General features: G+C 65.4%; 22 protein-coding genes and 1 tRNA gene. 7 read left to right on the top strand and 16 right to left on the bottom strand.

The genetic code is table 11. The features are described 5' to 3' along the window. The first annotated feature begins 20 nt into the window (after positions 1–20). Together leuC and leuD are read left to right on the top strand one after the other, a co-directional pair. Entirely contained in the window at positions 21–1,493 is a 1,473-nt protein-coding gene (gene leuC, locus ACRYLT_RS17020; RefSeq protein ID WP_482665471.1) for a 3-isopropylmalate dehydratase large subunit, read from the top strand. Then, positions 1,490–2,077 (top strand): 3-isopropylmalate dehydratase small subunit, encoded by a 588-nt coding sequence (gene leuD / locus ACRYLT_RS17015; protein ID WP_482665269.1) that lies wholly within the window; start codon positions 1,490–1,492, stop codon positions 2,075–2,077. The genes leuC and leuD overlap by 4 nt, the downstream gene beginning before the upstream one ends. Positions 2,078–2,153: 76 nt before the next feature. On the opposite strand, the gene cysN is transcribed toward leuD, so the two are convergent. The 7 genes from cysN to ACRYLT_RS16980 are packed head-to-tail and all read right to left on the bottom strand — an operon-like array spanning position 2,154 to position 9,369. Next, positions 2,154–3,833 carry a sulfate adenylyltransferase subunit CysN gene (gene cysN, locus ACRYLT_RS17010; RefSeq protein ID WP_482665268.1) on the bottom strand — a complete coding sequence of 560 codons (1,680 nt, stop codon included), beginning with the start codon at positions 3,831–3,833 and terminating at the stop codon, positions 2,154–2,156. Continuing rightward, complete coding sequence (gene cysD / locus ACRYLT_RS17005) at positions 3,833–4,738, bottom strand: sulfate adenylyltransferase subunit CysD (protein WP_482665267.1); 906 nt, start codon at positions 4,736–4,738, stop codon at positions 3,833–3,835. The genes cysN and cysD overlap by 1 nt, the downstream gene beginning before the upstream one ends. After that, on the bottom strand, positions 4,735–6,174 hold the full coding sequence (gene cysG, locus ACRYLT_RS17000) for a siroheme synthase CysG (protein WP_482665266.1): 1,440 nt from the start codon (positions 6,172–6,174) through the stop codon (positions 4,735–4,737). Before cysG ends, cysD begins: the two co-directional genes overlap by 4 nt. Next, positions 6,171–6,896, bottom strand: coding sequence for a phosphoadenylyl-sulfate reductase (locus ACRYLT_RS16995; protein WP_482665265.1), 726 nt, complete (start codon positions 6,894–6,896; stop codon positions 6,171–6,173). Before ACRYLT_RS16995 ends, cysG begins: the two co-directional genes overlap by 4 nt. Next, complete coding sequence (locus ACRYLT_RS16990) at positions 6,893–7,387, bottom strand: DUF934 domain-containing protein (RefSeq protein WP_482665264.1); 495 nt, start codon at positions 7,385–7,387, stop codon at positions 6,893–6,895. The genes ACRYLT_RS16995 and ACRYLT_RS16990 overlap by 4 nt, the downstream gene beginning before the upstream one ends. Further along, positions 7,374–9,050, bottom strand: coding sequence for a nitrite/sulfite reductase (locus tag ACRYLT_RS16985; protein WP_482665470.1), 1,677 nt, complete (start codon positions 9,048–9,050; stop codon positions 7,374–7,376). Before ACRYLT_RS16985 ends, ACRYLT_RS16990 begins: the two co-directional genes overlap by 14 nt. Continuing rightward, positions 9,037–9,369, bottom strand: a complete 333-nt coding sequence (locus ACRYLT_RS16980; protein WP_482665263.1) for a DUF2849 domain-containing protein — start codon at positions 9,367–9,369, stop codon at positions 9,037–9,039. Before ACRYLT_RS16980 ends, ACRYLT_RS16985 begins: the two co-directional genes overlap by 14 nt. 207 nt (positions 9,370–9,576) lie before the next feature. Here ACRYLT_RS16980 and ACRYLT_RS16975 point away from each other — a divergent pair, with 207 nt between their 5' ends. After that, on the top strand, positions 9,577–10,059 hold the full coding sequence (locus tag ACRYLT_RS16975; RefSeq protein ID WP_482665262.1) for an Lrp/AsnC family transcriptional regulator: 483 nt from the start codon (positions 9,577–9,579) through the stop codon (positions 10,057–10,059). 43 nt (positions 10,060–10,102) lie between these two features. Continuing rightward, positions 10,103–10,870 carry a sulfite exporter TauE/SafE family protein gene (locus ACRYLT_RS16970; RefSeq protein WP_482665261.1) on the top strand — a complete coding sequence of 256 codons (768 nt, stop codon included), beginning with the start codon at positions 10,103–10,105 and terminating at the stop codon, positions 10,868–10,870. Between the two features lie 359 nt (positions 10,871–11,229). Here the strand turns inward: ACRYLT_RS16970 and ACRYLT_RS16965 are convergent. Both ACRYLT_RS16965 and ACRYLT_RS16960 read right to left on the bottom strand, forming a co-directional pair. Continuing rightward, positions 11,230–11,305: transfer RNA gene (locus tag ACRYLT_RS16965), tRNA-Glu, on the bottom strand. 93 nt (positions 11,306–11,398) lie between these two features. Beyond that, positions 11,399–11,674, bottom strand: a complete 276-nt coding sequence (locus ACRYLT_RS16960; protein WP_482665260.1) for a hypothetical protein — start codon at positions 11,672–11,674, stop codon at positions 11,399–11,401. A gap of 172 nt (positions 11,675–11,846) precedes the next feature. Between ACRYLT_RS16960 and ACRYLT_RS16955 the strand changes: the two genes are divergently transcribed. After that, positions 11,847–12,599 carry a PP2C family protein-serine/threonine phosphatase gene (locus ACRYLT_RS16955; RefSeq protein WP_482665259.1) on the top strand — a complete coding sequence of 251 codons (753 nt, stop codon included), beginning with the start codon at positions 11,847–11,849 and terminating at the stop codon, positions 12,597–12,599. 4 nt (positions 12,600–12,603) lie between these two features. Next, positions 12,604–14,682, top strand: coding sequence for a serine/threonine-protein kinase (locus ACRYLT_RS16950; protein ID WP_482665258.1), 2,079 nt, complete (start codon positions 12,604–12,606; stop codon positions 14,680–14,682). A 20-nt stretch (positions 14,683–14,702) separates the two neighbouring features. Here ACRYLT_RS16950 and ACRYLT_RS16945 read toward each other — a convergent pair whose 3' ends face one another. The 6 genes from ACRYLT_RS16945 to tagH form a co-directional block, all read right to left on the bottom strand. Next, positions 14,703–15,128 (bottom strand): DUF1801 domain-containing protein, encoded by a 426-nt coding sequence (locus ACRYLT_RS16945; RefSeq protein WP_482665257.1) that lies wholly within the window; start codon positions 15,126–15,128, stop codon positions 14,703–14,705. A 29-nt stretch (positions 15,129–15,157) separates the two neighbouring features. Continuing rightward, positions 15,158–15,619, bottom strand: a complete 462-nt coding sequence (locus ACRYLT_RS16940) for a DUF1801 domain-containing protein (protein WP_482665256.1) — start codon at positions 15,617–15,619, stop codon at positions 15,158–15,160. Positions 15,620–15,627: 8 nt separating this feature from the next. Beyond that, entirely contained in the window at positions 15,628–15,858 is a 231-nt protein-coding gene (locus tag ACRYLT_RS16935) for a hypothetical protein (RefSeq protein WP_482665255.1), read from the bottom strand. Beyond that, the gene (locus ACRYLT_RS16930; RefSeq protein ID WP_482665254.1) at positions 15,845–16,321 is read right to left on the bottom strand and encodes an SRPBCC family protein; all 477 of its coding nucleotides are present in this window, start codon (positions 16,319–16,321) and stop codon (positions 15,845–15,847) included. The genes ACRYLT_RS16935 and ACRYLT_RS16930 overlap by 14 nt, the downstream gene beginning before the upstream one ends. Next, on the bottom strand, positions 16,318–16,641 hold the full coding sequence (locus tag ACRYLT_RS16925) for an ArsR/SmtB family transcription factor (protein ID WP_482665253.1): 324 nt from the start codon (positions 16,639–16,641) through the stop codon (positions 16,318–16,320). Before ACRYLT_RS16925 ends, ACRYLT_RS16930 begins: the two co-directional genes overlap by 4 nt. Positions 16,642–16,782: 141 nt before the next feature. After that, a complete protein-coding gene (gene tagH / locus ACRYLT_RS16920; protein WP_482665252.1) occupies positions 16,783–17,940 on the bottom strand; it encodes a type VI secretion system-associated FHA domain protein TagH in 1,158 nt (385 codons plus the stop codon). 212 nt (positions 17,941–18,152) lie between these two features. Here tagH and ACRYLT_RS16915 point away from each other — a divergent pair, with 212 nt between their 5' ends. After that, positions 18,153–18,812, top strand: a complete 660-nt coding sequence (locus ACRYLT_RS16915; protein ID WP_482665251.1) for an OmpA family protein — start codon at positions 18,153–18,155, stop codon at positions 18,810–18,812. A gap of 104 nt (positions 18,813–18,916) precedes the next feature. Here the strand turns inward: ACRYLT_RS16915 and ACRYLT_RS16910 are convergent, their stop codons facing one another. Continuing rightward, complete coding sequence (locus ACRYLT_RS16910; RefSeq protein WP_482665250.1) at positions 18,917–19,867, bottom strand: tetratricopeptide repeat protein; 951 nt, start codon at positions 19,865–19,867, stop codon at positions 18,917–18,919. Positions 19,868–19,935 lie beyond the last annotated feature (68 nt).

Below are 19,935 nucleotides of genomic sequence, written 5' to 3'. Positions count from 1 at the left end.
GCTTGTCTGCGCCCAATTCGATGCCCGCTTCGCAGTCGGCCTCCCAGGCCATCCCGGATTCCGGTCGTCCGCGAACGCTCTACGAGAAGATCTTCGATTCGCATGTCATCGAGCGGCGAAGCGACGGCACCTGTCTGGTTTACATCGATCGACATCTGGTTCACGAGGTAACCTCGCCACAGGCCTTCGAGGGGCTGCGGCTTGCCGGGCGAAGGGTTCGCCGGCCCGACCTTACCCTCGCCGTTCCCGATCACAACGTGCCGACGACTACGCGCCTCAGTGCGGGCGGAGTGCGGATCCCGATCGCTGACCCGGAGAGTGCCGCCCAGCTTGCGGCGCTGGAGCGGAACGTCGTCGAGTTCGGCATCCCCTATATCTCGGACACTGCCCCGAAGCAGGGGATCGTCCATGTCGTCGGACCGGAGCAGGGTTTTACCCTGCCAGGAACCACTCTGGTCTGCGGGGACAGCCACACTGCCGCACATGGGGCGCTCGGATGCCTCGCCTTCGGAATCGGCACCAGCGAGGTGGAACATGTGCTGGCGACCCAGACCGTGTGGCTGAAGCCGTCCCGAACGATGGAAGTGCGGATCGAAGGCCGCGCCGGCTTCGGAGTCGCCCCGAAGGATCTGATCCTCGCCGTGATTGGGCGGATTGGTTCCGCAGGCGCGATCGGGCATGTCATCGAGTATCGCGGAAGCGCGGTGGAAGAGATGAGCGTCGAGGGACGTCTCACCATCGCCAACATGTCGATCGAGGCCGGCGCGAGGTCCGGTCTGATCGCCCCGGACGAGAAGACCTTCGCCTATCTCGAGGGTCGGCCGCTGGCGCCGAAGGGAATTGAATGGGAGCGCCGGCTACGGTCGTGGCATGCGCTTCGAAGCGACGCCGGCGCCCGTTTCGATCGAAGTGTGACGGTCGATGCCTCCACCATCGCGCCCAGCGTTACCTGGGGGACGAGCCCCGAAGATGTCGTGCCGATCACAGGGGCGGTGCCCGACCCCGACACCTATGCGGATGTCGTGAGGCGCGAGGCCGCGCTGCGCTCGCTCGATTATATGGGCCTGTCGCCCGGGATGGCGATGGAGGATGTGACGATCGACCACGTCTTCATCGGCAGCTGCACCAACAGCCGTATCGAGGACCTGCGGGAGGCGGCGAAGGTGGTTCGCCGACGGCGGCTTGCCTCCAATATCCGGCAGGCTCTGGTCGTACCAGGATCCGGGCTGGTGAAGCGCCAGGCCGAACAGGAAGGGCTCGACAGGATCTTCATCGAGGCCGGTTTCGAGTGGCGAGAGCCCGGCTGCTCGATGTGCCTGGGGATGAATCCGGACAAGGTACCGCCGGGCGGGCGCTGCGCCTCGACCTCCAACCGCAACTTCGTCGGCCGGCAGGGTCCCGGCGCACGGACCCACTTGATGTCGCCCGCGATGGCGGCCGCGGCTGCGGTCACCGGTCGCCTGACCGACGTTCGCGAGTTGGTCCGGCCATGATGCGTGTCCGCCGTATCGAGGGCAAAGCCTATCCGCTCGGGCTCGCGAATGTCGACACCGACGTCATCATCGCGGCGGAGCATCTGAAGACGGTGTCGAGGACGGGCCTTGGCCGCCATGCCTTCGCCGCATTGAAGCGTGAACCTGGCAACGTGCTCGACGATCCTGACTATCGCGGCGCTCCGATCCTCGTCGCCGGAGAGAATTTCGGCTGCGGGTCGAGCCGGGAACATGCCGTTTGGGCGCTGCTCGATCTCGGCATCCGTGCCGTCATCGCTCCGAGCTTTTCGGACATCTTCGCCGGCAATGCCTTCAAGAACGGACTGGTGACGGTCGCGCTCGACCGGTCGTCGGCTGAAGGTCTGCTCGAAAAGGCCCGCGAGGGTCCGCTTTCGATCGACCTGGAACGGATGGTCGTCGCTGCTTCGGGGCAGGCGTTCGGCTTCGACATGGATCCGTTTCGGCGCGACTGCCTGCTGAAGGGACTCGACGAGATCGATCTCACCCTGGCCCATGAGTCATCGATCGCCGACTATGAGCAGCGCAGCGGCCCGTTCGCGCCGACGGTCCAGGTTTCGGCCTGAGGCGCCTGCTTCCGAGATGAAGCCCGGCCCGTCACGCGCGGGCGCATGTGGATCGTCGCGGTCGCCGTGCCGTTGCTCAGATCATCCAGTCCCAGCTCGAATGGTCCTCGGCCACGTCGATCCGGGAACCGGGTGAACTATCCTGGGCTTCGTCGGCTGCGATCAACACGGTCACGCCCGCGCGCTTGAGCAGCTTGGCGACCTCGACGGTCCGGCGGCGATTCTCCATTTCATCGGCATCGGTGTTACCCAGGTCGCTGCTCAGGCCGTCACGAAGGGCAGTCGAATCGAGGATCAGGGCTGGGCGCCCATGAGCACGAAGCCGCTTTTGCGCCCGTCGGCCGAAGTTCAGCCGTTCCGCGGGCGACGAGCCGACCAGCCACAGGATCCGCCCTCCCGCGCCTTCCGCGCGCTCGGCCTCGACCGCTCCCTCGCGAAAGGCTTCGAACATTCCCGCCGCGACCGTCACGTGGCTCGCCCGGTCGATCAGGATGAAGGCGCCGAGCTGGCGGCTGCGCCGATAGGCCAATGCGGCGACCGGCCGGTCGAGCAGGATGTCGCAGCGGCCGAGATCGTTGAGGCCGAGCGGCCGGCCGGCCGAGACTTCGCCCGTGTCGACGTCGCGGATGTCGCGGACGTCGGAGATACTTGCGGCGACGGTCTGGGTGCCGATCTTCATCCAGTAGGACCGGCCAGGCACCAGCGGCTCCGCCGACATCCAGACCAAAGTGGCGGTGAGGTTATCGGCGACCTCGACGTCCGCTCTGTCGCCGACGATCAGGTCGCCGCGCGAGCAATCGATGTCGTCGCGGAGCGTCAGAGTGACCGACTGGCCGGCGACCGCTTCGTCAAGGTCTCCGCCGAAGGCGACGATCCGGTCCACGGTCGAGGTGCGGCCGGAAACCGCGATCCTGATGCGGTCGCCGACCCGAACGGTGCCGGTCGCGATCCGGCCGGCATAGCCGCGAAAATTCTGGTTCGGCCGGTTCACCCACTGGACCGGCATGCGGAACTCGCCCGCCCGCTCATCCGCTTCGGCGATCGGCACCGTCTCGAGATGCTCGAGCAGGCTCGGTCCGCCATACCAGGGCATCCGGGAACCGCGGCTCGTGACATTGTCGCCGGCCAGTCCTGAAAGCGGGATCGCCTCGAAAGCCTCGATTCCGATCTGGCGAGCGGCCGCATGGTAATCGGCGACGATCCGCTCGAACCGGGCCTTGTCATAGTCGACCAGATCCATCTTGTTCACGGCGAGGACGATGTGGCGGATGCCGAGCAGATGGGCGATCGCGCTGTGCCGGCGCGTCTGCGTGAGGATGCCCTTGCGCGCGTCGACGAGGATGACGGCCAGATCCGCGGTCGAAGCCCCGGTGACCATGTTCCGGGTATATTGTTCGTGGCCGGGCGTGTCGGCGACGATGAACTTGCGCCGGTCGGTGGCGAAGAAGCGATAGGCGACGTCGATGGTGATGCCCTGCTCGCGTTCGGCCGCAAGCCCGTCGACGAGCAGAGCGAAGTCGAGCGCTCCGTTCTGGGTGCCGACCTGCCTGCTGTCCTTTTCCAGCGCCGCAAGCTGGTCTTCGAACAGCATTTTGCTGTCGTAGAGCAGTCGGCCGATCAGGGTCGATTTGCCGTCGTCGACGGAGCCGCAGGTGATGAAGCGGAGCAGCGACTTGCGCGCGTTCGCCTGCAGATAGGCTTCGACCTCGCGAGCGGCCGCCTCGGCGCCGTCGAGCTTGCGAGCCGCGGTGGCCATCAGAAATAGCCTTCCTGCTTCTTCTTCTCCATGCTTGCCGACTGATCGTGGTCGATCGCCCGGCCCTGCCGTTCGGAGCTTGTCGCGACGAGCATCTCCCGGATCACCTCGGGGAGGGTCGCCGCCTCGCTCTCGATCGCTCCGGTGAGCGGGTAGCAGCCCAGGGTCCGGAAGCGGATCATCCGCTTGACGGGCGCCTCGCCGGGGCGAAGCGGGAATCGATCGTCGTCGACCATGAGGATCAGACCGTCGCGCTCGACGGTAGGCCGCGGCGCGGCAAGGTAGAGCGGAACGATGGGAATATCCTCGGCATAGATGTACTGCCAGATGTCGAGCTCGGTCCAGTTCGAGAGCGGGAACACGCGGACGCTCTCTCCCTTCGCCTTCCGGGCATTGTAGAGGTTCCAAAGCTCCGGCCGCTGGTTCTTCGGATCCCAGCGGTGAGCCGCGGTCCGAAAGCTGAAGACTCGTTCCTTGGCCCGGCTTTTCTCCTCGTCCCGGCGGGCACCTCCAAAGGCTGCGTCAAAGCCGTGGAGATCGAGCGCCTGCTTGAGCCCTTCCGTCTTCCACATGTCGGTGTGGAGACTGCCGTGGTCGAATGGATTGATGCCGAGGCGTTCGGCCTCCGGATTGCGGTGGACGATCAGCTCCATTCCGCTTTCCACGGCGATGCGATCGCGAAGCGCGTACATTTCCCTGAACTTCCAGGTCGTATCGACATGAAGCAAAGGGAAAGGCGGCGGCGCCGGATGGAAGGCCTTCCGCGCTAGGTGAAGCATCACCGACGAATCCTTGCCGATCGAATAGAGCATGACCGGCCGCTCCGTCTCGGCGACCACCTCGCGCATGATGTGGATGCTCTCGGCTTCGAGCTGTTCGAGATGAGTGAGGGTCCGGGCGCTCATGCCGCCTCCTTGAATCGCGCAGCGGCAACCTCGCGAGCGACCCTGCCCACGATGACAATGACCGGCGCCCTCAGCGGCAGCGTCGCGGCGAGGCCGGCAATTTCGGCGACGGTGCCGGAAACGTGGTTCTGTTCGCGGCGTGTCGCCGAGGCGATCGCAAGCGCTGGCATATCGGGATCGAGGCCCCTCGATAGAGCCGTTCGTGCGAATTCGCCAAGGGTACGGCGCGGCATGTAGATGGCGGTGGTCGCCTGCGGGTCGGCAATCGCGGCCCAATCGAGATCGTCCGGGAGCGAGCCGTCCGAACCATGTCCGGTGACGAACTGGACCCGGCGAGCCACGTCGCGTTCGGTCAGTGAGATGCCGAGCTCGGCGGCGGCACCCTGGGCGGCCGAGATTCCGGGGACGACGGTGACTTCGATGCCGGCGCGGCGGCATGACTCTATTTCTTCGGTTGCGCGCCCGAAGATCAGGGGGTCGCCGCCCTTGAGGCGGACGACCGACTCGCCGGACCGGGCAAGCTCGACCAGCCGGGCGTTGATCTCGTCCTGGCGGCAGGAGGGGCCGCGGCCGCGCTTGCCAACGGCGATTCGCCGCGCCTCCCGGCGCGCCAGCTCCAGCACTTCCGGGCCGACCAGATCGTCGTAGAGGATCACCGTCGCCGACTGAAGCGCTCGAACCGCCTTCAGGGTCAGAAGCTCCGGATCGCCGGGGCCGGCGCCGACAAGGACCACTTTTCCGCTTGCGGCCGGCTCGATCCCGGCGACGACGGCGTCGAGGTCCGCTTCGGTCGGCGGGCGCTCCGGATCGGCCCAGACGCGGCGCGTGAAGCGCTCCCAGAAGAGGCGCCGATCGGCGAACCGTTCGAGCCTTTCGCGCACTCGGGGCCGCCAGCGCAGCGCGGCCTCGGCCCAGGCGGAAAGACCGCGCGGCAGGACGGCCTCGACCCGTGCTCGAATCGACTGGCCGAGCATGGGCGCGCCGCCGCTCGTCGAAATGCCGATGACGATGGGCGAGCGATTGACGATTGTTCCGAACTGGAAATCGCTGAGGTCCGGCTGATCGATGAGGTGGGCAGCCGCGCCCTGTTCCCGAGCCGCGACGACGAAGCTGAGGGCTTCCGAGCGGTCGGCAATATCCGCCAGCGCCAGAGCGGCTCCGCTCAGGTCGGACGGCCGCCAGCGGCGGGGAAGGACGGTGACGCTTCCCCGGACTGGACGCCGCGCCAGCTCGCCGAACAGTTTGGCTGCGGCATCATGGCCGGACAGGACCAGCACTTCGGCACCGGCCGCGGACAGCAGCTCGGCTTTCCACAGCGCGCCCGCCGAGCTGCCGGCGACGACCGTCTTCCGGCCTTCCAGCGAATGGAAGAGCGGCAGTTTCGCCAGCGGCGCGATCCGGGCCGGAGTCGCCTGCGGAAGCCGGGCTTCGTTCATGCCGCCCGCCTCCGGACCAGCCGTCCGTCCCGGTCGACGTGCAGGCCGCATTCCTTGGCCTCGTCCGTCTCCCACCACCAGCGTCCGGATCGCTCCGGTTCGCCGGGCGCAATGGCGCGCGTGCAAGGCTCGCAGCCGATGGAGGAATAGCCCTGCGCGTGAAGGGGATTGATCGGCACGCCTTCGGCCGCGCAGAAATCCGCGATGGCCTGTCGAGTCCAGTCGAACAGGGGCGCGACCTTCAGTAGCCGATGCGACTGGTCCCAGGCGGCGAGCTCGACGGTGGCGCGAGCCGACGACTGATCGGCGCGCAGGCCTGTTATCCAGGCCTCGGCGCCGGCCAGCGCGCGCTTCAACGGCTTCACCTTGCGAACACCGCAGCAGTCGAGCCGAGCCGATTTCGCGTGATAGAAGCCGTTGATCCCGCTGTCGGCAATCATATCCGCGAGTGCGGCCGCCTCCGGATGGAAGGAGCGGATCCGGACTCCGTAGGTGGCCTCCGTCTCCGCCCAGAGCTCGTAGGTGGAGGGGAAGAGGCGCCCGGTATCGAGCGTGACGACTTCGATATCGAGGCGCCTCTTCCAGATCAGGTGGGACAAGGCCTGATCTTCGAGCCCGAAGCTGGTGGTGAAGACGATCCGGCCGGGAACCGCTTCGCGAAGCGAGGCGAGGCGCTCGGCGGGGGTGCCCCCGCCGATCGAGGGAAGAGCGGCGGCGCTCATGCCGCCACCTTGCGGAGCCGACGGCCCTCCAGGATCGAGGGCGTGCCGTCGCGGGCCCGCTGATAGGCCAGGCCGATCTGCGTCAGAGCGTTCAGCCATTGTTCGACCGGCTGGCGGGCAAGCCGTTCCTGGTCGATTTCGATTTCGTCGAAGCCGCTTTGCAGGGCGAAGGCGAACAGGTCCGGGATGAACTCGCCGCTAGCGCGAATCCGGGCCTCGAAACCCTGTTCGCGCAGGATCTGGCCGATGCTGAATCCGCGGCCGTCACTGAATCGGGTGAAGCGGACCGACACCAGATCGAGCTGCTCCTGCACCGAGGCCAGGTCGCGCGGGTGGAGGTCGTTGTCGATTTCCACGCCGATCCTCTGTCCGGGCAAGCGCGCCTGCAGGGCCGAAGGGAGGGCGTCGAGCGGCACCAGGACCGCCGCGGCCGAGGCGCTGTCGCGCACATATTCGTCGGCGCGCAGGCCGTTTCGGTCAAGCAGCGGCACGGATCGCCTCCTGTGCCTGAAGCGCCGACTTGAACGGATCCAGGCCGACCCGCCTCAGCGTCTCGATGAAGCGCTCCTTCTCGCTGGCCCGAAGCTCAAGATAGATTTCGGCGATCCGCTCGATTGCGTCGGGCACCTGCTCGCCGTCGATGCCCGGGCCGAGCCGCTCGCCGAGCGAGGCGGCATTGCCGGGATCGCCGCCGAGCGTGATCTGGTAGTTCTCGCGCCCGGCCTTATCGAGGCCGAGAATGCCGATATGGCCGACGTGGTGGTGGCCGCAGGCATTGATGCAACCCGAAATCTTGATTCCCAGCTCGCCGATGAGGCGCTGCCGCTCGGGATCGGCGAAGCGCCGGGCAATGGCCTGGGCGATCGGGATCGACCGCGCCGTCGCCAGCGTGCAATAGTCCATTCCGGGGCAGGAGATGATGTCGCTGACCAGGCCCGCATTCGCCGTTGCCAGCCCGGCTTCGACCAGCAGCGACCAGACCTCATGGACCTCGTCCAGCTTCACATGCGGAAGGATGATGTTCTGGACATGGCTGATTCGCAGCTCGTCGAACGAGAAGCGCTCGGCGATGTCGGCGAGCAGCCGCATCTGGCTCGAGGAAGCGTCGCCCGGCGCCTCGCCGATCGCCTTCAGCGAGACCGTCACGGCGGCATAGCCCGGCACCTTGTGCGGGAAGAGATTGGTGTCGGCGAAGCGGGCGAAATCCGGGTCGCGCGACTTGGCGAACTCGAACGCCTCCGAACTCGCCGGCAAGCTCTCATAGGGCGGCGGCGCGAAATACGCGGCGATCCGAGCCGATTCCTCCGGATCGGCATTGACGCTTGGGCCGTCGAGCCTGGTAAATTCCTCCTCGACCCGGGCAATGAACGCGTCGGTTCCGATCTCGTGGACGAGGATCTTGATCCTTGCCTTGTATTTGTTGTCGCGTCGTCCCTCGAGATTGTAGACGCGCATGATTGCCTCGAGATAGGCGAGCAGTTCGTTCCTGGGCAGGAACTCGCGGATCGTCTTGCCGATGAACGGCGTTCGGCCGAGACCGCCGCCAACCAGGACACGATAGCCGACCTCGCCGGCTTCGTCGCGGACGATTCGGATTCCGATGTCGTGGACCGCGACTGCCGCTCTGTCCTGCGCTGACCCGGTCACCGCGATCTTGAACTTGCGCGGCAGGAAGCTGAATTCCGGGTGCAGCGTCGACCATTGTCGGATCAGCTCGGCCACCGGCCGCGGATCCTCGATTTCGTCGGCGGCGACCCCGGCGAAATGATCCGCGGTGACGTTGCGGATGCAGTTGCCCGAGGTCTGGATGCAGTGCATCTCGACGTCGGCGAGCGCCTCCAATATGTCCGGCACATCGTCGAGTTTCGGCCAGTTGAACTGGATATTCTGCCGGGTCGTGAAGTGGCCATAGCCCCTGTCCCAGCGATCGGCGATCATCGCCAGCTGGCGCATCTGGCGGGAATCGAGAGTCCCATAAGGAATAGCGACCCTCAGCATATAAGCGTGGAGCTGAAGGTAGAGCCCGTTCATCAGCCGGAGCGGCGTGAACTCCTCCTCGGTAAGCGAGCCGTCCAGGCGCCGCCGCACCTGTTCGCGGAATTGGGCGACGCGCGCCCGAACGATCCGTTCGTCGAATTCGTCATAGCGATACATGCGCATGCTCCCCCTGCGCCTGCGGTCCGAGATCGGGCCTGATCGTCGGCCCCAGCGCGCGGATTCGTTCGCGATAATGCCTGGGAACAACCCGCCCGGAATCGTCCACCGCGATCGGAATTATCTCGGGGAGGAGGAACTGGCCGCCGAGCAGGGCCTCGGCTCGGGCCGCCTCCAGCACTTGCGATCCGGAGCCGTCCCGAGCGACCAGAGCGTCGGCAAGGCGCGGCGACCATCCGCCGCCGGCATAATAGACCACATCTCCTTCGACCAGCCGGTTGGCCGAGAGGATGGCGGGGAGGCTCAGCTTTGCTGCCATGCTATATCTCTTCTAAAAAAGCGCCAGCGGATGGAACGCACTTCCAATTTCCGGGCGAAAACAAGTATTACCAACCTATTGGAAACGCGGGAATGTTTAGTATTAGGCAGAGCAACTACGATTGCCGTGCGCCAATCTCAACCCGTGCTCGGCAAAAGGCATGAACAAGCCAATCCAGGAAGTTGAACCGGAAGAAAGTTCTAAACAGTGGCGCGGGGAAAGCTGGATAATATCGATCTGAAGATCCTGGCGCTGCTTCAGGAGGATGCGTCGATGAGCGTCGCGGAGATTGCCGATCGCGTGCACCTGTCGCAGACGCCCTGCTGGCGGCGGATCCAGAACATGGAGGCGGCGGGAATCATCACCAAGCGGGTCGCGATCCTCGATCCGGAGGCGATCGGCTTCGGGCTCACCGTCTTCGTCGAGATCGAGGCGGCAGACCATTCGGCCGATTGGCTCGACGGCTTCGCTCGCATGGTTTCCGAAATGCCGGAAGTGCTGGAGATCTATCGAATGGCGGGCGACGTCGATTATCTGCTGCGGATCGCGGTCGAAAGCATGGAGGCGTTCGACAGTTTCTACAAGAAGCTGATCGAGAAGGTGCCGCTGAAGAATGTCACGTCGCGCTTCGCGATGGAGCGGGTGAAGTCGACCACCGCCTATCCGCTCCTCGCGGCCAAGGCTCGTTGACGGCGGCTCGCGCCGCCGCCAGATCCAGTTCCGGGAGGCGTCGGTGATAGACCCAGCGATCGCCGGTATTCCGGACATAGTCTACTTCATCGCCATCGGCTTTGCCGCTCAGCTGGTCGACGGCGCGCTCGGCATGGCCTTCGGAGTCATCTCCACCACTTTGCTGCTGAGTACCGGAGTCCCGCCCGCGACGGCATCGGCAAGCATTCATGTCGTCGAGACCTTCACCACCGCCGCATCGGGGGTCAGCCACGCGATCCATCGCAATATCGACTGGCGCCTGTTTCGTCGGCTGGTCGTACCGGGCGTGCTGGGAGGCGTGCTGGGCGCCTATGTGCTGGCCTCGGTCGATGCGGAGGCGGCACGTCCCGCCGTGCTCGTCTATCTGGCCGCGATTGGCCTTTACCTGTTGTGGCGCGGGATCAGATACCCCCCGGTCGTGCGCAAGCCGAAGGTTGTGGAGCCGCTGGCTTTGGTCGGCGGATTTCTCGACGCTGCTGGCGGGGGAGGGTGGGGACCGGTCGTCACCAGCAACCTTCTCATCCAAGGCGCCGAGCCGCGCAAGGTGATCGGCACGGTCAGTGCAACCGAATTCTTCCTCACCGTCACCATCTCGGCGACCTTCGTCGCGACGCTCGGCATCGAGGCGTTCACCGTCGCGGTGGTTGGATTGCTGATCGGTGGCCTTTGCGCCGCTCCGCTCGGCGCCTGGTTCGCCAAGATCGTTCCCACCAAGACGCTGTTGATCATGGTCGGTGCCGTCCTGACGGCGACGAGTGTTCTTGGCGCGTACCGGGCGCTCGAATTTTGACGCAAACCGGTGCTCATCAAACCGGTCGACCGGGCAATTATCTCGACCCCAACGTCACCGGCGCGCCTCGATCAGCCAAATGAGATGATCCGGACCGCTCATCTACGCGATCGACGGCCGCCAATCCGGCGGCCCGCGTTGCCGACGGGGCGGAGGACGCTCGCTACTCTAGCGTTATCGCGACTTCGCCGAACGCCGGGAAGTCCTCCATACCTATGTGCTGCTCGAGCAACTGCTGGGACCGGTGAATACCCGCGTGCGATCCGGCGCCGTGCGATCACCAAAAGGGCGGCCTTGAGGCCAGGTCGGGTATCCTGCTGGGGCTCTTTTCCGAGATAGTGCAGAGTACCGTGTTCCGCTGGTGACCCCTACGGGACTCGAACCCGTGTTTTCGCCGTGAGAGGGCGACGTCCTAGACCGCTAGACGAAGGGGCCATGCGCTGGCGGAAGCGCGCATATGGGGCTCGGGCGCTGGCTGTCAAGCGACGGGGCCGATCCGTCGATCGGCCCCGCGCCCAATCGATTGGGCTATTCGGTCGGCTTTTCGCCGGCCGGAGCAGAATCGTTGGCTGCGCCGGCTTCGGCTGCCGGCTTTTCGCCGGCCGGGACGGCGGCGTTGGCCGCCGGATCACCGGCGGGCTTGCCGCCATCGGTCGAGTTGCCGTCGGCTACGGCGGCGTTCTCGGAGGCGCCTGCGGCATTGTCGGCCGCGAGATTGTCGGTGCTGGCATTGCCAGCCCCTTGGTTGCAGGCGGCGAGAGTTAGGGAAATCATTCCGGTCAGGAAAATATGTAAAGGTTTCATGCCAATCCCACAGGTTGAGAGAGCCGGCTTCTTAGGGGAGCCCTGGAGGGGAAGGAAGAGGCCGCTTTATCGATGGCGGAAGCTGTGCTTAGATGACGGGAATAGCCGGGGGACGTTCATGCCAACCTTGATCCACGATCGCGCGCGCCAAGCGAGCCGCCAGAGGTAAGAAGTGGAACTATCCGCAATCCGTATCGAAAGCTGGGCGAAGACCCACGAGGGTCGCGTGCGCGACCACAATGAGGACAGCTATTGCGCGAAGGAGACCCAGGGTTTGTGGGCGGTCGCCGACGGCATGGGCGGCCACGAAGGGGGCGAATGGGCCTCCGCCAAGCTGATCGAGAAGCTCGAAGCGGTCGAGCCGGCGGCGGATCTGGAAGAATCTGCCGAACGGGTCGCGGAGGCGATCCGAAGCGCGAACCGCGCCATTCTGGTCGAAGCCGGGCGGCGCCGGAGGCAGATGGGATCGACGATCGTCACCCTGCTGGTCAAGGACCAGCGCTATGCCGTGCTGTGGGTTGGCGACAGTCGCGCCTATCTGCTGAGGGGCGGAGAGCTCCGGCAATTGAGTCGGGACCACAGCCAGGTGCAGGAAATGGTCGCGCGCGGTATCCTCAGTCCGGAGGATGCAGTCGGCCATCCAATGGGACATATCCTGTCCCGAGCCGTGGGCGTCCGCGAGGAGATCGAGATCGACAAGGTAACCGGCGAGGTCCAGGCCGGCGACATCTTCCTCCTCTGCAGCGACGGGCTTCATGGCTACGTTCCCGAACCCGAGATTGCCCGGCTTCTCGCTCGAGGCAGCCCGGAGGGCGCTCCCGACGAATTGGTAGAGCTGACTTTGGCCAATGGCGCGCCCGACAACGTGACAGTGGTCGCGGTCTGGGCGAGCGAACCCACCCTCCTTTCTATTCCGGATCGGTAAGAAGATGAGCGACGACAAGGACAAGAAGCCGCCGCAGGAAAGCGAGGAGCGCACCGTCTTCATGCCTTCGGGCGAAGGAAGCGGCTCCGAGCCGGCGGCGACGCCGGATTCGTCAACCGGCGATCAGTCGGCGGGAAGCGAGGAACCGCGAACGGTGTTCGAGCCGTCCGCGCCCGCGCCCGAGAAGTCGGAAGACGGTGCCCCTCCGGCTGCCGTGCCGAACGAACCGGCACCCATGACGAGCCCGACGGCCTTCACTCCGCGCGAACCGGCCCGGCCGATCAAGGTCGGCGACGTCCTCAATCACATCTTCGAAGTGAAGCGTTTCCTCGCCCGGGGCGGAATGGGCGAGGTGTTCGAGGGCTGCAACGTCAACACGGACGAACGGGTCGCGATCAAGGTCATGCTTCCGGCCATGGCGGCCGACGAGAAGGTCGTGGCCATGTTCCGAAAGGAAGCTCGGACCCTCACCAAGCTGCAGCATGAGGCGCTGGTCAATTACCGTGTGCTGGCTCAGGAACCGCAGTTAGGCGTCCTCTACATCGTCACCGAGTTCATCGAGGGCGTCGAACTGGGCGACGTGCTCGGCAAGGTGGAGCGAACGCCCGAGGAACTCGCCGGATTGCTGCGCCGGCTCGCTTCCGGGCTTTCGGCGGCACATCGGCTGGGTGCCATTCACCGCGACATCTCGCCTGACAATGTCCTTCTCCCCGGTGGCGATGTCCACCAGGCGAAGATCATCGACTTCGGGATCGCCAAGGATCTCGATGCGAGTTCCGCGACGATCGTCGGCGACGGCTTCGCCGGCAAACTGAACTATGTTGCGCCCGAGCAGCTCGGCGATTTCGGCCGCGAAGTGGGGCCCTGGACCGACGTCTACAGTCTCGGACTGGTGATCCTTGCCGTGGCTCAGGGCAAGAATGTCAACATGTCCGGTTCGCTCGTCGACGCGATCGACAAGCGGCGCAAGGGGCCCGACCTGTCGCCGGTGCCGGCAAGCCTTCGCCCGGTCCTGGAGGCGATGCTCCGCCCTGATCCCAAGGAGCGGCTGCGCTCGATGGACGACGTCCTGGCGATGCTTGGCGGATCGGCACCGCCGACTCCGGCTCCCAGACCGTCGGAAGCTCCGGCGGCCGCTCCGGCGAGTGGCGGAAGTGGCGGGCCCAAGGCGCTGATCGTCGGCGGTGTGCTCGCCGCGGCCCTGGCTGTTGGCGCCGGCGCCTGGTACGTGATGGGACAGCAAGGCGGAGGGGCCCCGCCGATCGTCAACGGAAGCACCGGAAACGAGGCCGTCGTGACGGGGGATCCCGTCGAGACGGCTCGCGCCACGATCAATTCGGCACTTCCTTCGGTCAGTTGCACCTGGCTCGACATCGGCGCGATCCAGGGCGGCGAGGACGGAATCAGCGTCGCCATGCGGGGAGTTGCCGGTGATTCGGCCGCTGCGCAGCAGGACATTGCCCAGGCACTGGAGAGTGCCGGAGTCCAGAACGCCCGACTCGACTTCGGGGACGTGGCGCCGATCACGCCGGCAGGCTGCGCCGCGCTCGACACGTATCGGCAGGTGCGGGCATCCTCCGATTACAAGCTTTCGGTGTCCGAGCCGCGCTACGAAATGCGGCTTCAGCCCCCCGGCACGCCTTATGAAGGCAAGGAAGCCGCGAACGCCGTCATCAACTTCAACTTTGCCGATCCTGAACTCGACTTCGCCATTCTCGGCATCGAGCCTTCGGGTGTGATCACCAGCTTGCTGCCGGATCGCGCCAGTTTCGAGGCCAATGTCGGCGCTGGTCCGATCGTCGACGAGGGGAATGGACGCTATCGGCTCAATGTCGATCTCGACCATGAAGGCTGGTCGGGAATCATCCTGGTGACCGGTCGCGGACCGTTTCCGCCCGACGTGGTGGCACCGCCCATCGGTGCTCGCGGCCCCGCCTGGCAGCAGGAGTTTCTGGCGGGCGCGGCGGACGGCAACTGGCGGGTGGAGATGGTCTGGTTCCAGTCCGTCAACCGACAGCAAGGCGATGTCGCGGCCACTCCCGCCAGCACGGGAATGGAGCCGCCGGTGGGCGACAAGGAGTAGCCGCGCCTGGCGCGGCGGCTTTACCTGCGGCCGGTGCGGCGCGAGGCAGAACGCTCGACATTCAGCGCCACTGCCGATCGAACCAGAGCCTTGAAAGCCTCTTCGTCGACTTCGTCGCCCTCGCGCAGATCGATGGCGCGTCGAGTTCCGCCATCCAGCCCGGCATTGAACAGGCCGGAAGGGTCGGGCAGCGATGCTCCTTGGGCGAAGGTCAGCTTGACCTTTGCCCGATAGGTTTCCCCGGTACAGAGGATGCCGGAATGCTCCCAGACCGGCACGCCTGCCGGGTTGGAAGGCTTTCGCCATTTGACCTGCTCGATCACCTCCGGATCGGCCGCCTTGATGAGATGGCGGATCCGGGCGAGCACGTCCCCGCGCCAATCGCCGAGTGATTCCAGCTTCTCATCGATCAGTCGGGACGGTGACTCGGATTCGGTTGGGGACATGAAGCAATTCCTCGCTGGAGAGACGATGCTTACAGCCGTTCGCCGGGTAGCTGGCTAGCCTGCGCCACCCAATCGGCGAATTGCGCCTCGTCGAGCTGACCTTCGTGGATGTCCAAATATCGCACCTGCGGGTATTTCGACTGGCCAGGAGGCGGAGGGCGCAGCGAGGCGCCACGAAAGAAGGTGACCTTGACGTATCTGGTGAAGCAGTGGAAGCTGAGGAACCATACATCGTCCTGTACTCCGTAGAACGGCGAGTTCCACTTGACTGCCTTTCGAACCTCCGGAACGGTCGTGCTGATGATCTCGTCGAGCCGGCGCCCAACGTCGCTCTTCCAGCCGGGCATTGCGGCAATATAGGCGTTGACCGGAGCGTCCCCGTAGCCTTTGGGGATCTGCGGGTTCCCTCCTGACAGGAGCTTCGGCTCCGAGGGCCCCGACTCGTCGCCTGCTTTCCCGGGCCTTGTCGAACGATCGGAGATCCTGCTCATCTTGGCGATCAGTCCGCCACGGCGGCAGCGGAGCCGCTGCCCTGCCTGGCGAGGTAAGGCAGGAACAAGAGGTAAAGTCCGGTAGCGGCCAGGAGCCCGAGCGGAAACAGCGGCAAGAGGTAGAGCCAGTCCGCCGGCTCCGCTCCGGCGGCGAGCGCGGTGAACAGCGCCAGGACGACTGCCGTGAAGGCCAGCGAAAGCCAGCGATGGAACTGACGCATCCACTCACTCACTGTCATCGGATCCTCCCTCGCGAACGGTCGTGGCCCCCTCTTCGGTCCGATCGAGGAGTTGCTCCAGCTTGCCGAAGAAAAGCTGCCAGCCCTGCATGGCGCCGCCTTGGGCCTGCTTCTGTTCGGGGCGGAAGCCCGTCTGCTCCAGTCGCAACCGGGTGCCGGTCGCGGTTCGGGTCAAAATGAAGGTGACGACGCTCCGGAGATCATAAGCGGGATCGTCATGGGCGAAGTTCCAACTGTAGGACAGCCGATCCGGCGGATCGAGAGCAAGCACTTCGCAATCCAATACGCCGCCCCAATCTCCCCTGAGATTGAACTTGTGGCCTACGGAAGCGACGAAATCGTTCTTCATCAGCCACTCTTCGATCAGGTGCGGCTGCGTAAGTGCCCGCCAGACCTTTTCGGGAGGGTGATTGAGGTCGCGCTCCACGACCACTGTGCGCACCTGGGTTGCCGACTCGTTCATTGATCCATCCTGTTCAGCAGGTCGTCGAGGTCGTCGAACCGGCTTTCCCAGAAGCTGCCCATCTGCCGGGTCCAATCGATCAAGGGGGCAAGCGCTCCGACTTGGGCACGGTAGCAAGTCTGGCGACCGGCCTGGCGATCTCGAACGAGTCCGGCCTCCTTCAGCAATCGAAGATGCTTGGATACAGCCGGTTGGGACACGCCGGCCAGGCCCGTCAGCGCCCCGACCGTCTGCTCGCCTTCGCGGCACAGACGTTCGAATATCGCGCGCCTCGTCGGGTCGGCCAGGGTTCGGAACAACAGGTCGGGTGTGTCGGACATGGACTCATAACTGCTAGGTTATGATTGCTCATAACCACAGGGTTATGTGTCCGTCAACTGGGCTCTTCAGCCGGCGCCCGATACCGGAATTTTGCTGGCACATAAGATCCGATCCGCGGATGGACCGGAACCGCATCGACGTCAGCGCTGGCGGTCTTCGAAGCCTTCGCGCAACTGGCGCTCATACGCCTTGCGGAACTCCTTGGAGAAGACTTCCATGAAGGCCTCGTCCGACTCGTTCTTCACCTTCACATATTCCCGCTCGTAATTTCGCCACAGCGCCGCATCCTGAAGCGCCGGCAGGATCCGGGCGAGAACTCCGGCCTTTTCCGCTCGGCGGCGGATCGATCCCGGAGAGAATCGGTCGAGGGTCGCGCGAAGTGCACCCGGTATCGCCCGCAACGTCGCCACCTGATGCGACTGGAGATCGAGGAATGCGTCCTCGACGGCGCGGTCGGCTTCCATGAAGCCGGACTGCGGCGGGTTCAGCAACTGCGCGAGCGCCTGCTCGGGCGATCGGGAGAATTTGATCGGGTTGTTGCCCTCGAGCTGGAGCCCGGTCGCCTCGGCGCCCATTTGCGCCTTGGCGCGAGCCCGAGCTTCGATCATCACGACGAGCCCGGAAACGAGGCGCTTGAGGAGTGATCCCGCCTTGCGAACCAGGTCGGGATCGCGCTGAACGCCCGATTCCGCGACCCCAGCGGCAGCGAGCAAGGCCTCGGTGAATTGATCGACCGTTGTGAGGTCGCCCGCTGCGATCGGTGCGGTCTCGTCTCGGGCGCCCAGTCCCGCCCGCGCCCAGTCCACCTTGTTGATGTCGGCAAGCGAATCCCACATCACCGTGACATTCTCCGGCGCGCGATCCTCGCTTTGGCTCTCCTCTGCCGCAGCCTCTCTGCTCCCGGCCGGTGGTTCGACCGCGGCGGGTGCAGGCGGAGGCGGAGGCGGAGGGGGAGGGGGAGGGGGCGACGGGACCGCGCGTTCCTCCGTTACCGAGACCATGATCTCGTAATGACCGATCCGGATCACGTCGCCTTCCGTCAGGGCGTGCTCGCCGCCCAGGCGTTCGGAGGCGCCGTTGAGGAACGTGCCGTTGGTGCTGATGTCCTTGATCAGATAGGATTCCCCGTCCCTGCGAATCTCCGCGTGGCGAGACGATATGGCGTTCTTCGGATCAGGCAGATTCCAGTCGCAGTTCTTGGAACGGCCGATGACAGCGCTACCGCTTTCGAGCCTAAACTCGGCGGCCGTCCCATCGGCGAGGATGTCGGCGTTGCGAACGGTCAGGATGAGGGTCATGCGGCGGTCGGAACCTCGCAGCTGCTGGCAACCAAAAGGGCGCCCGCACTTGTGAGCTGCCCCCCGCACGTCCGTTAGCAGGCAAGTGCAGTTGCGACAATGTTCCCGATCCGGCCCCGCCGATGGCTCGACTTGCCGCAACTTCGTTCATGAGCTACTAAGGCTTGACCCTTCATTTCCTGTGAAATGGCATCACTCCTTAGGAGGCGATAATGCGCAAGCTCGGTTTGTCCCTGTTGGTCTGCGGTATGACGATGGTTCCCTATGCCGCTCTTTCCCAGGAAAGCTCCTCTCCCGATGCGGACGAGTTCGTCTGCGCTCTCAGCGGCGAATGCGCGGATGAGGCGGACGGCGCTACGGCCGACGATCCCAATGGTCCGCGGGTTTCCGCGACCCGCGGCTTCTCGCTGTCACGGCCGAACGCCAGCTCGAACCGGCCGGCCCCTAAGGCCACCGCACCGCGCAACAACAATCGTCGACAGACCGCTTCCAGCAGCGGGCGCCAGCCATCAGCGCGACCGGCCGCGGCGCAGCCCGGGCGGGCGGACCTCAGGGTCGCCTTCGCTACCGGCTCGACGACTCTTTCACCCGAAGCCCAGGCGCGGGTTCGTGCGCTGGCCGAGGCGTTGAAGCGCCCGCAGCTCGCCAATGTTCGGCTGCGGATCGAAGGCCATACCGATTCCGTCGGCGGACGGGCGCTCAATCTCAACCTGTCTCAGAAGCGGGCTCAGGCGGTCGCCGATTATCTGGTAAGCCAAGGAATTCCAGCCTCCCGGCTGGAAGTGCGCGGCTACGGATTTGACCGACCGCTGCCGGGACGCTCGGCCGCGGCGAGCGAAAATCGTCGGGTGGAGGCGGTCCGGATCTCCTGATCCTCCGGGTTCACCAGCGACCGCGCGCCCCACGCGGCGTCCCTTTCGAGCAGATATGCTGGCAGCCCGGGCGGATCGTCCGGGCTGCTCCCTTTTGGGGTCGCCTAGCTGGCCGGGATGCCCAGTTCCTGAGCGGCCGTGCGCAATCGCTGCTGGGTAGCGGAATCGCCCTGGAAGGCCGCAAGGGCGGAACGAAGCGCGTCCCGAGCGGCATCCTGCTGGTTCAGGACGACGCGCGAGCGCATCAGCATGATCCAGCGCTCCGCATCGCGCGGGTTCTGCCGCAAACGCCCCTCGAGCCTGCTGACCATTCCCTCGACCATCGCGTCCTGCTGGCTCGGCGGCAGGGCCTTGGCGGCCTCCATCTGTTCCCGGGTCGGGCCGGGGATCGCCGCGGTTGCAGTGGATGGCGTCGGCTGGCGCGGCGGCGGCAGGCGGCCGGCAATGTCGATATTGTTCTGCTGGGCGATCGCCTGGACGGCGCTGCGCACCTGAGGCTCCCACGGGGCATCGGCGGGAGCATCGCGAAGGATCGCAAGCAGATCTTCGACTGCGCCGCGATGATCACCCCTGAAGTCTTTCAGAGTGGCGAGATAGTAGCGTGCCTGCGGGTTGCCGGGCTCGAGTTCCAGCGCTCGACGGAACAGTTGCTCGGCTTCGGGGGGAGGGCCGTCATTGCCGCCCCGGAGCACCAGCGATTCGGCGAGATAGGCGACATAATCGGCATTGCGCGGCGACAATTCCATTGCTCGGCGGAAGGCCTGCTCGGCTTCGGCAAAGCGACCCATCTCGCGATAGGACAGGCCAAGAAGATGCCAGCCTTCATGATTGTCCGGATCCTGCCGGAGCCGTTCGCGAAGGCTCGCCACCCCCTCCTCGACACTGCTGGCCGCTTGCTGCGGTTGAGCGGTGTTGCCGTCGGCGGCTGCGGTCTCGGCCGTGTCTCCGGACCGGAACAGGGCGATGGCCACCGCAGCGGCGGCAAAAAGAGCCGCGACGACGAGGGCGATGGTTGCGGATGAGATCCTCCGCCTGGATGTGCTGGTTTCGGCCATTTGCGGCGCGATCATTACGGTAAAAAAGCGGACGTCAAGTCTGGCTTCCAATCGAGAAGCTGCTAGAC

Source organism: Sphingosinicella sp. SM1-17, assembly GCF_056821765.1.
The sequence above is the reverse complement of the archived record's forward strand: the minus strand, read 5'-3'. Positions and strand labels throughout refer to the sequence as shown.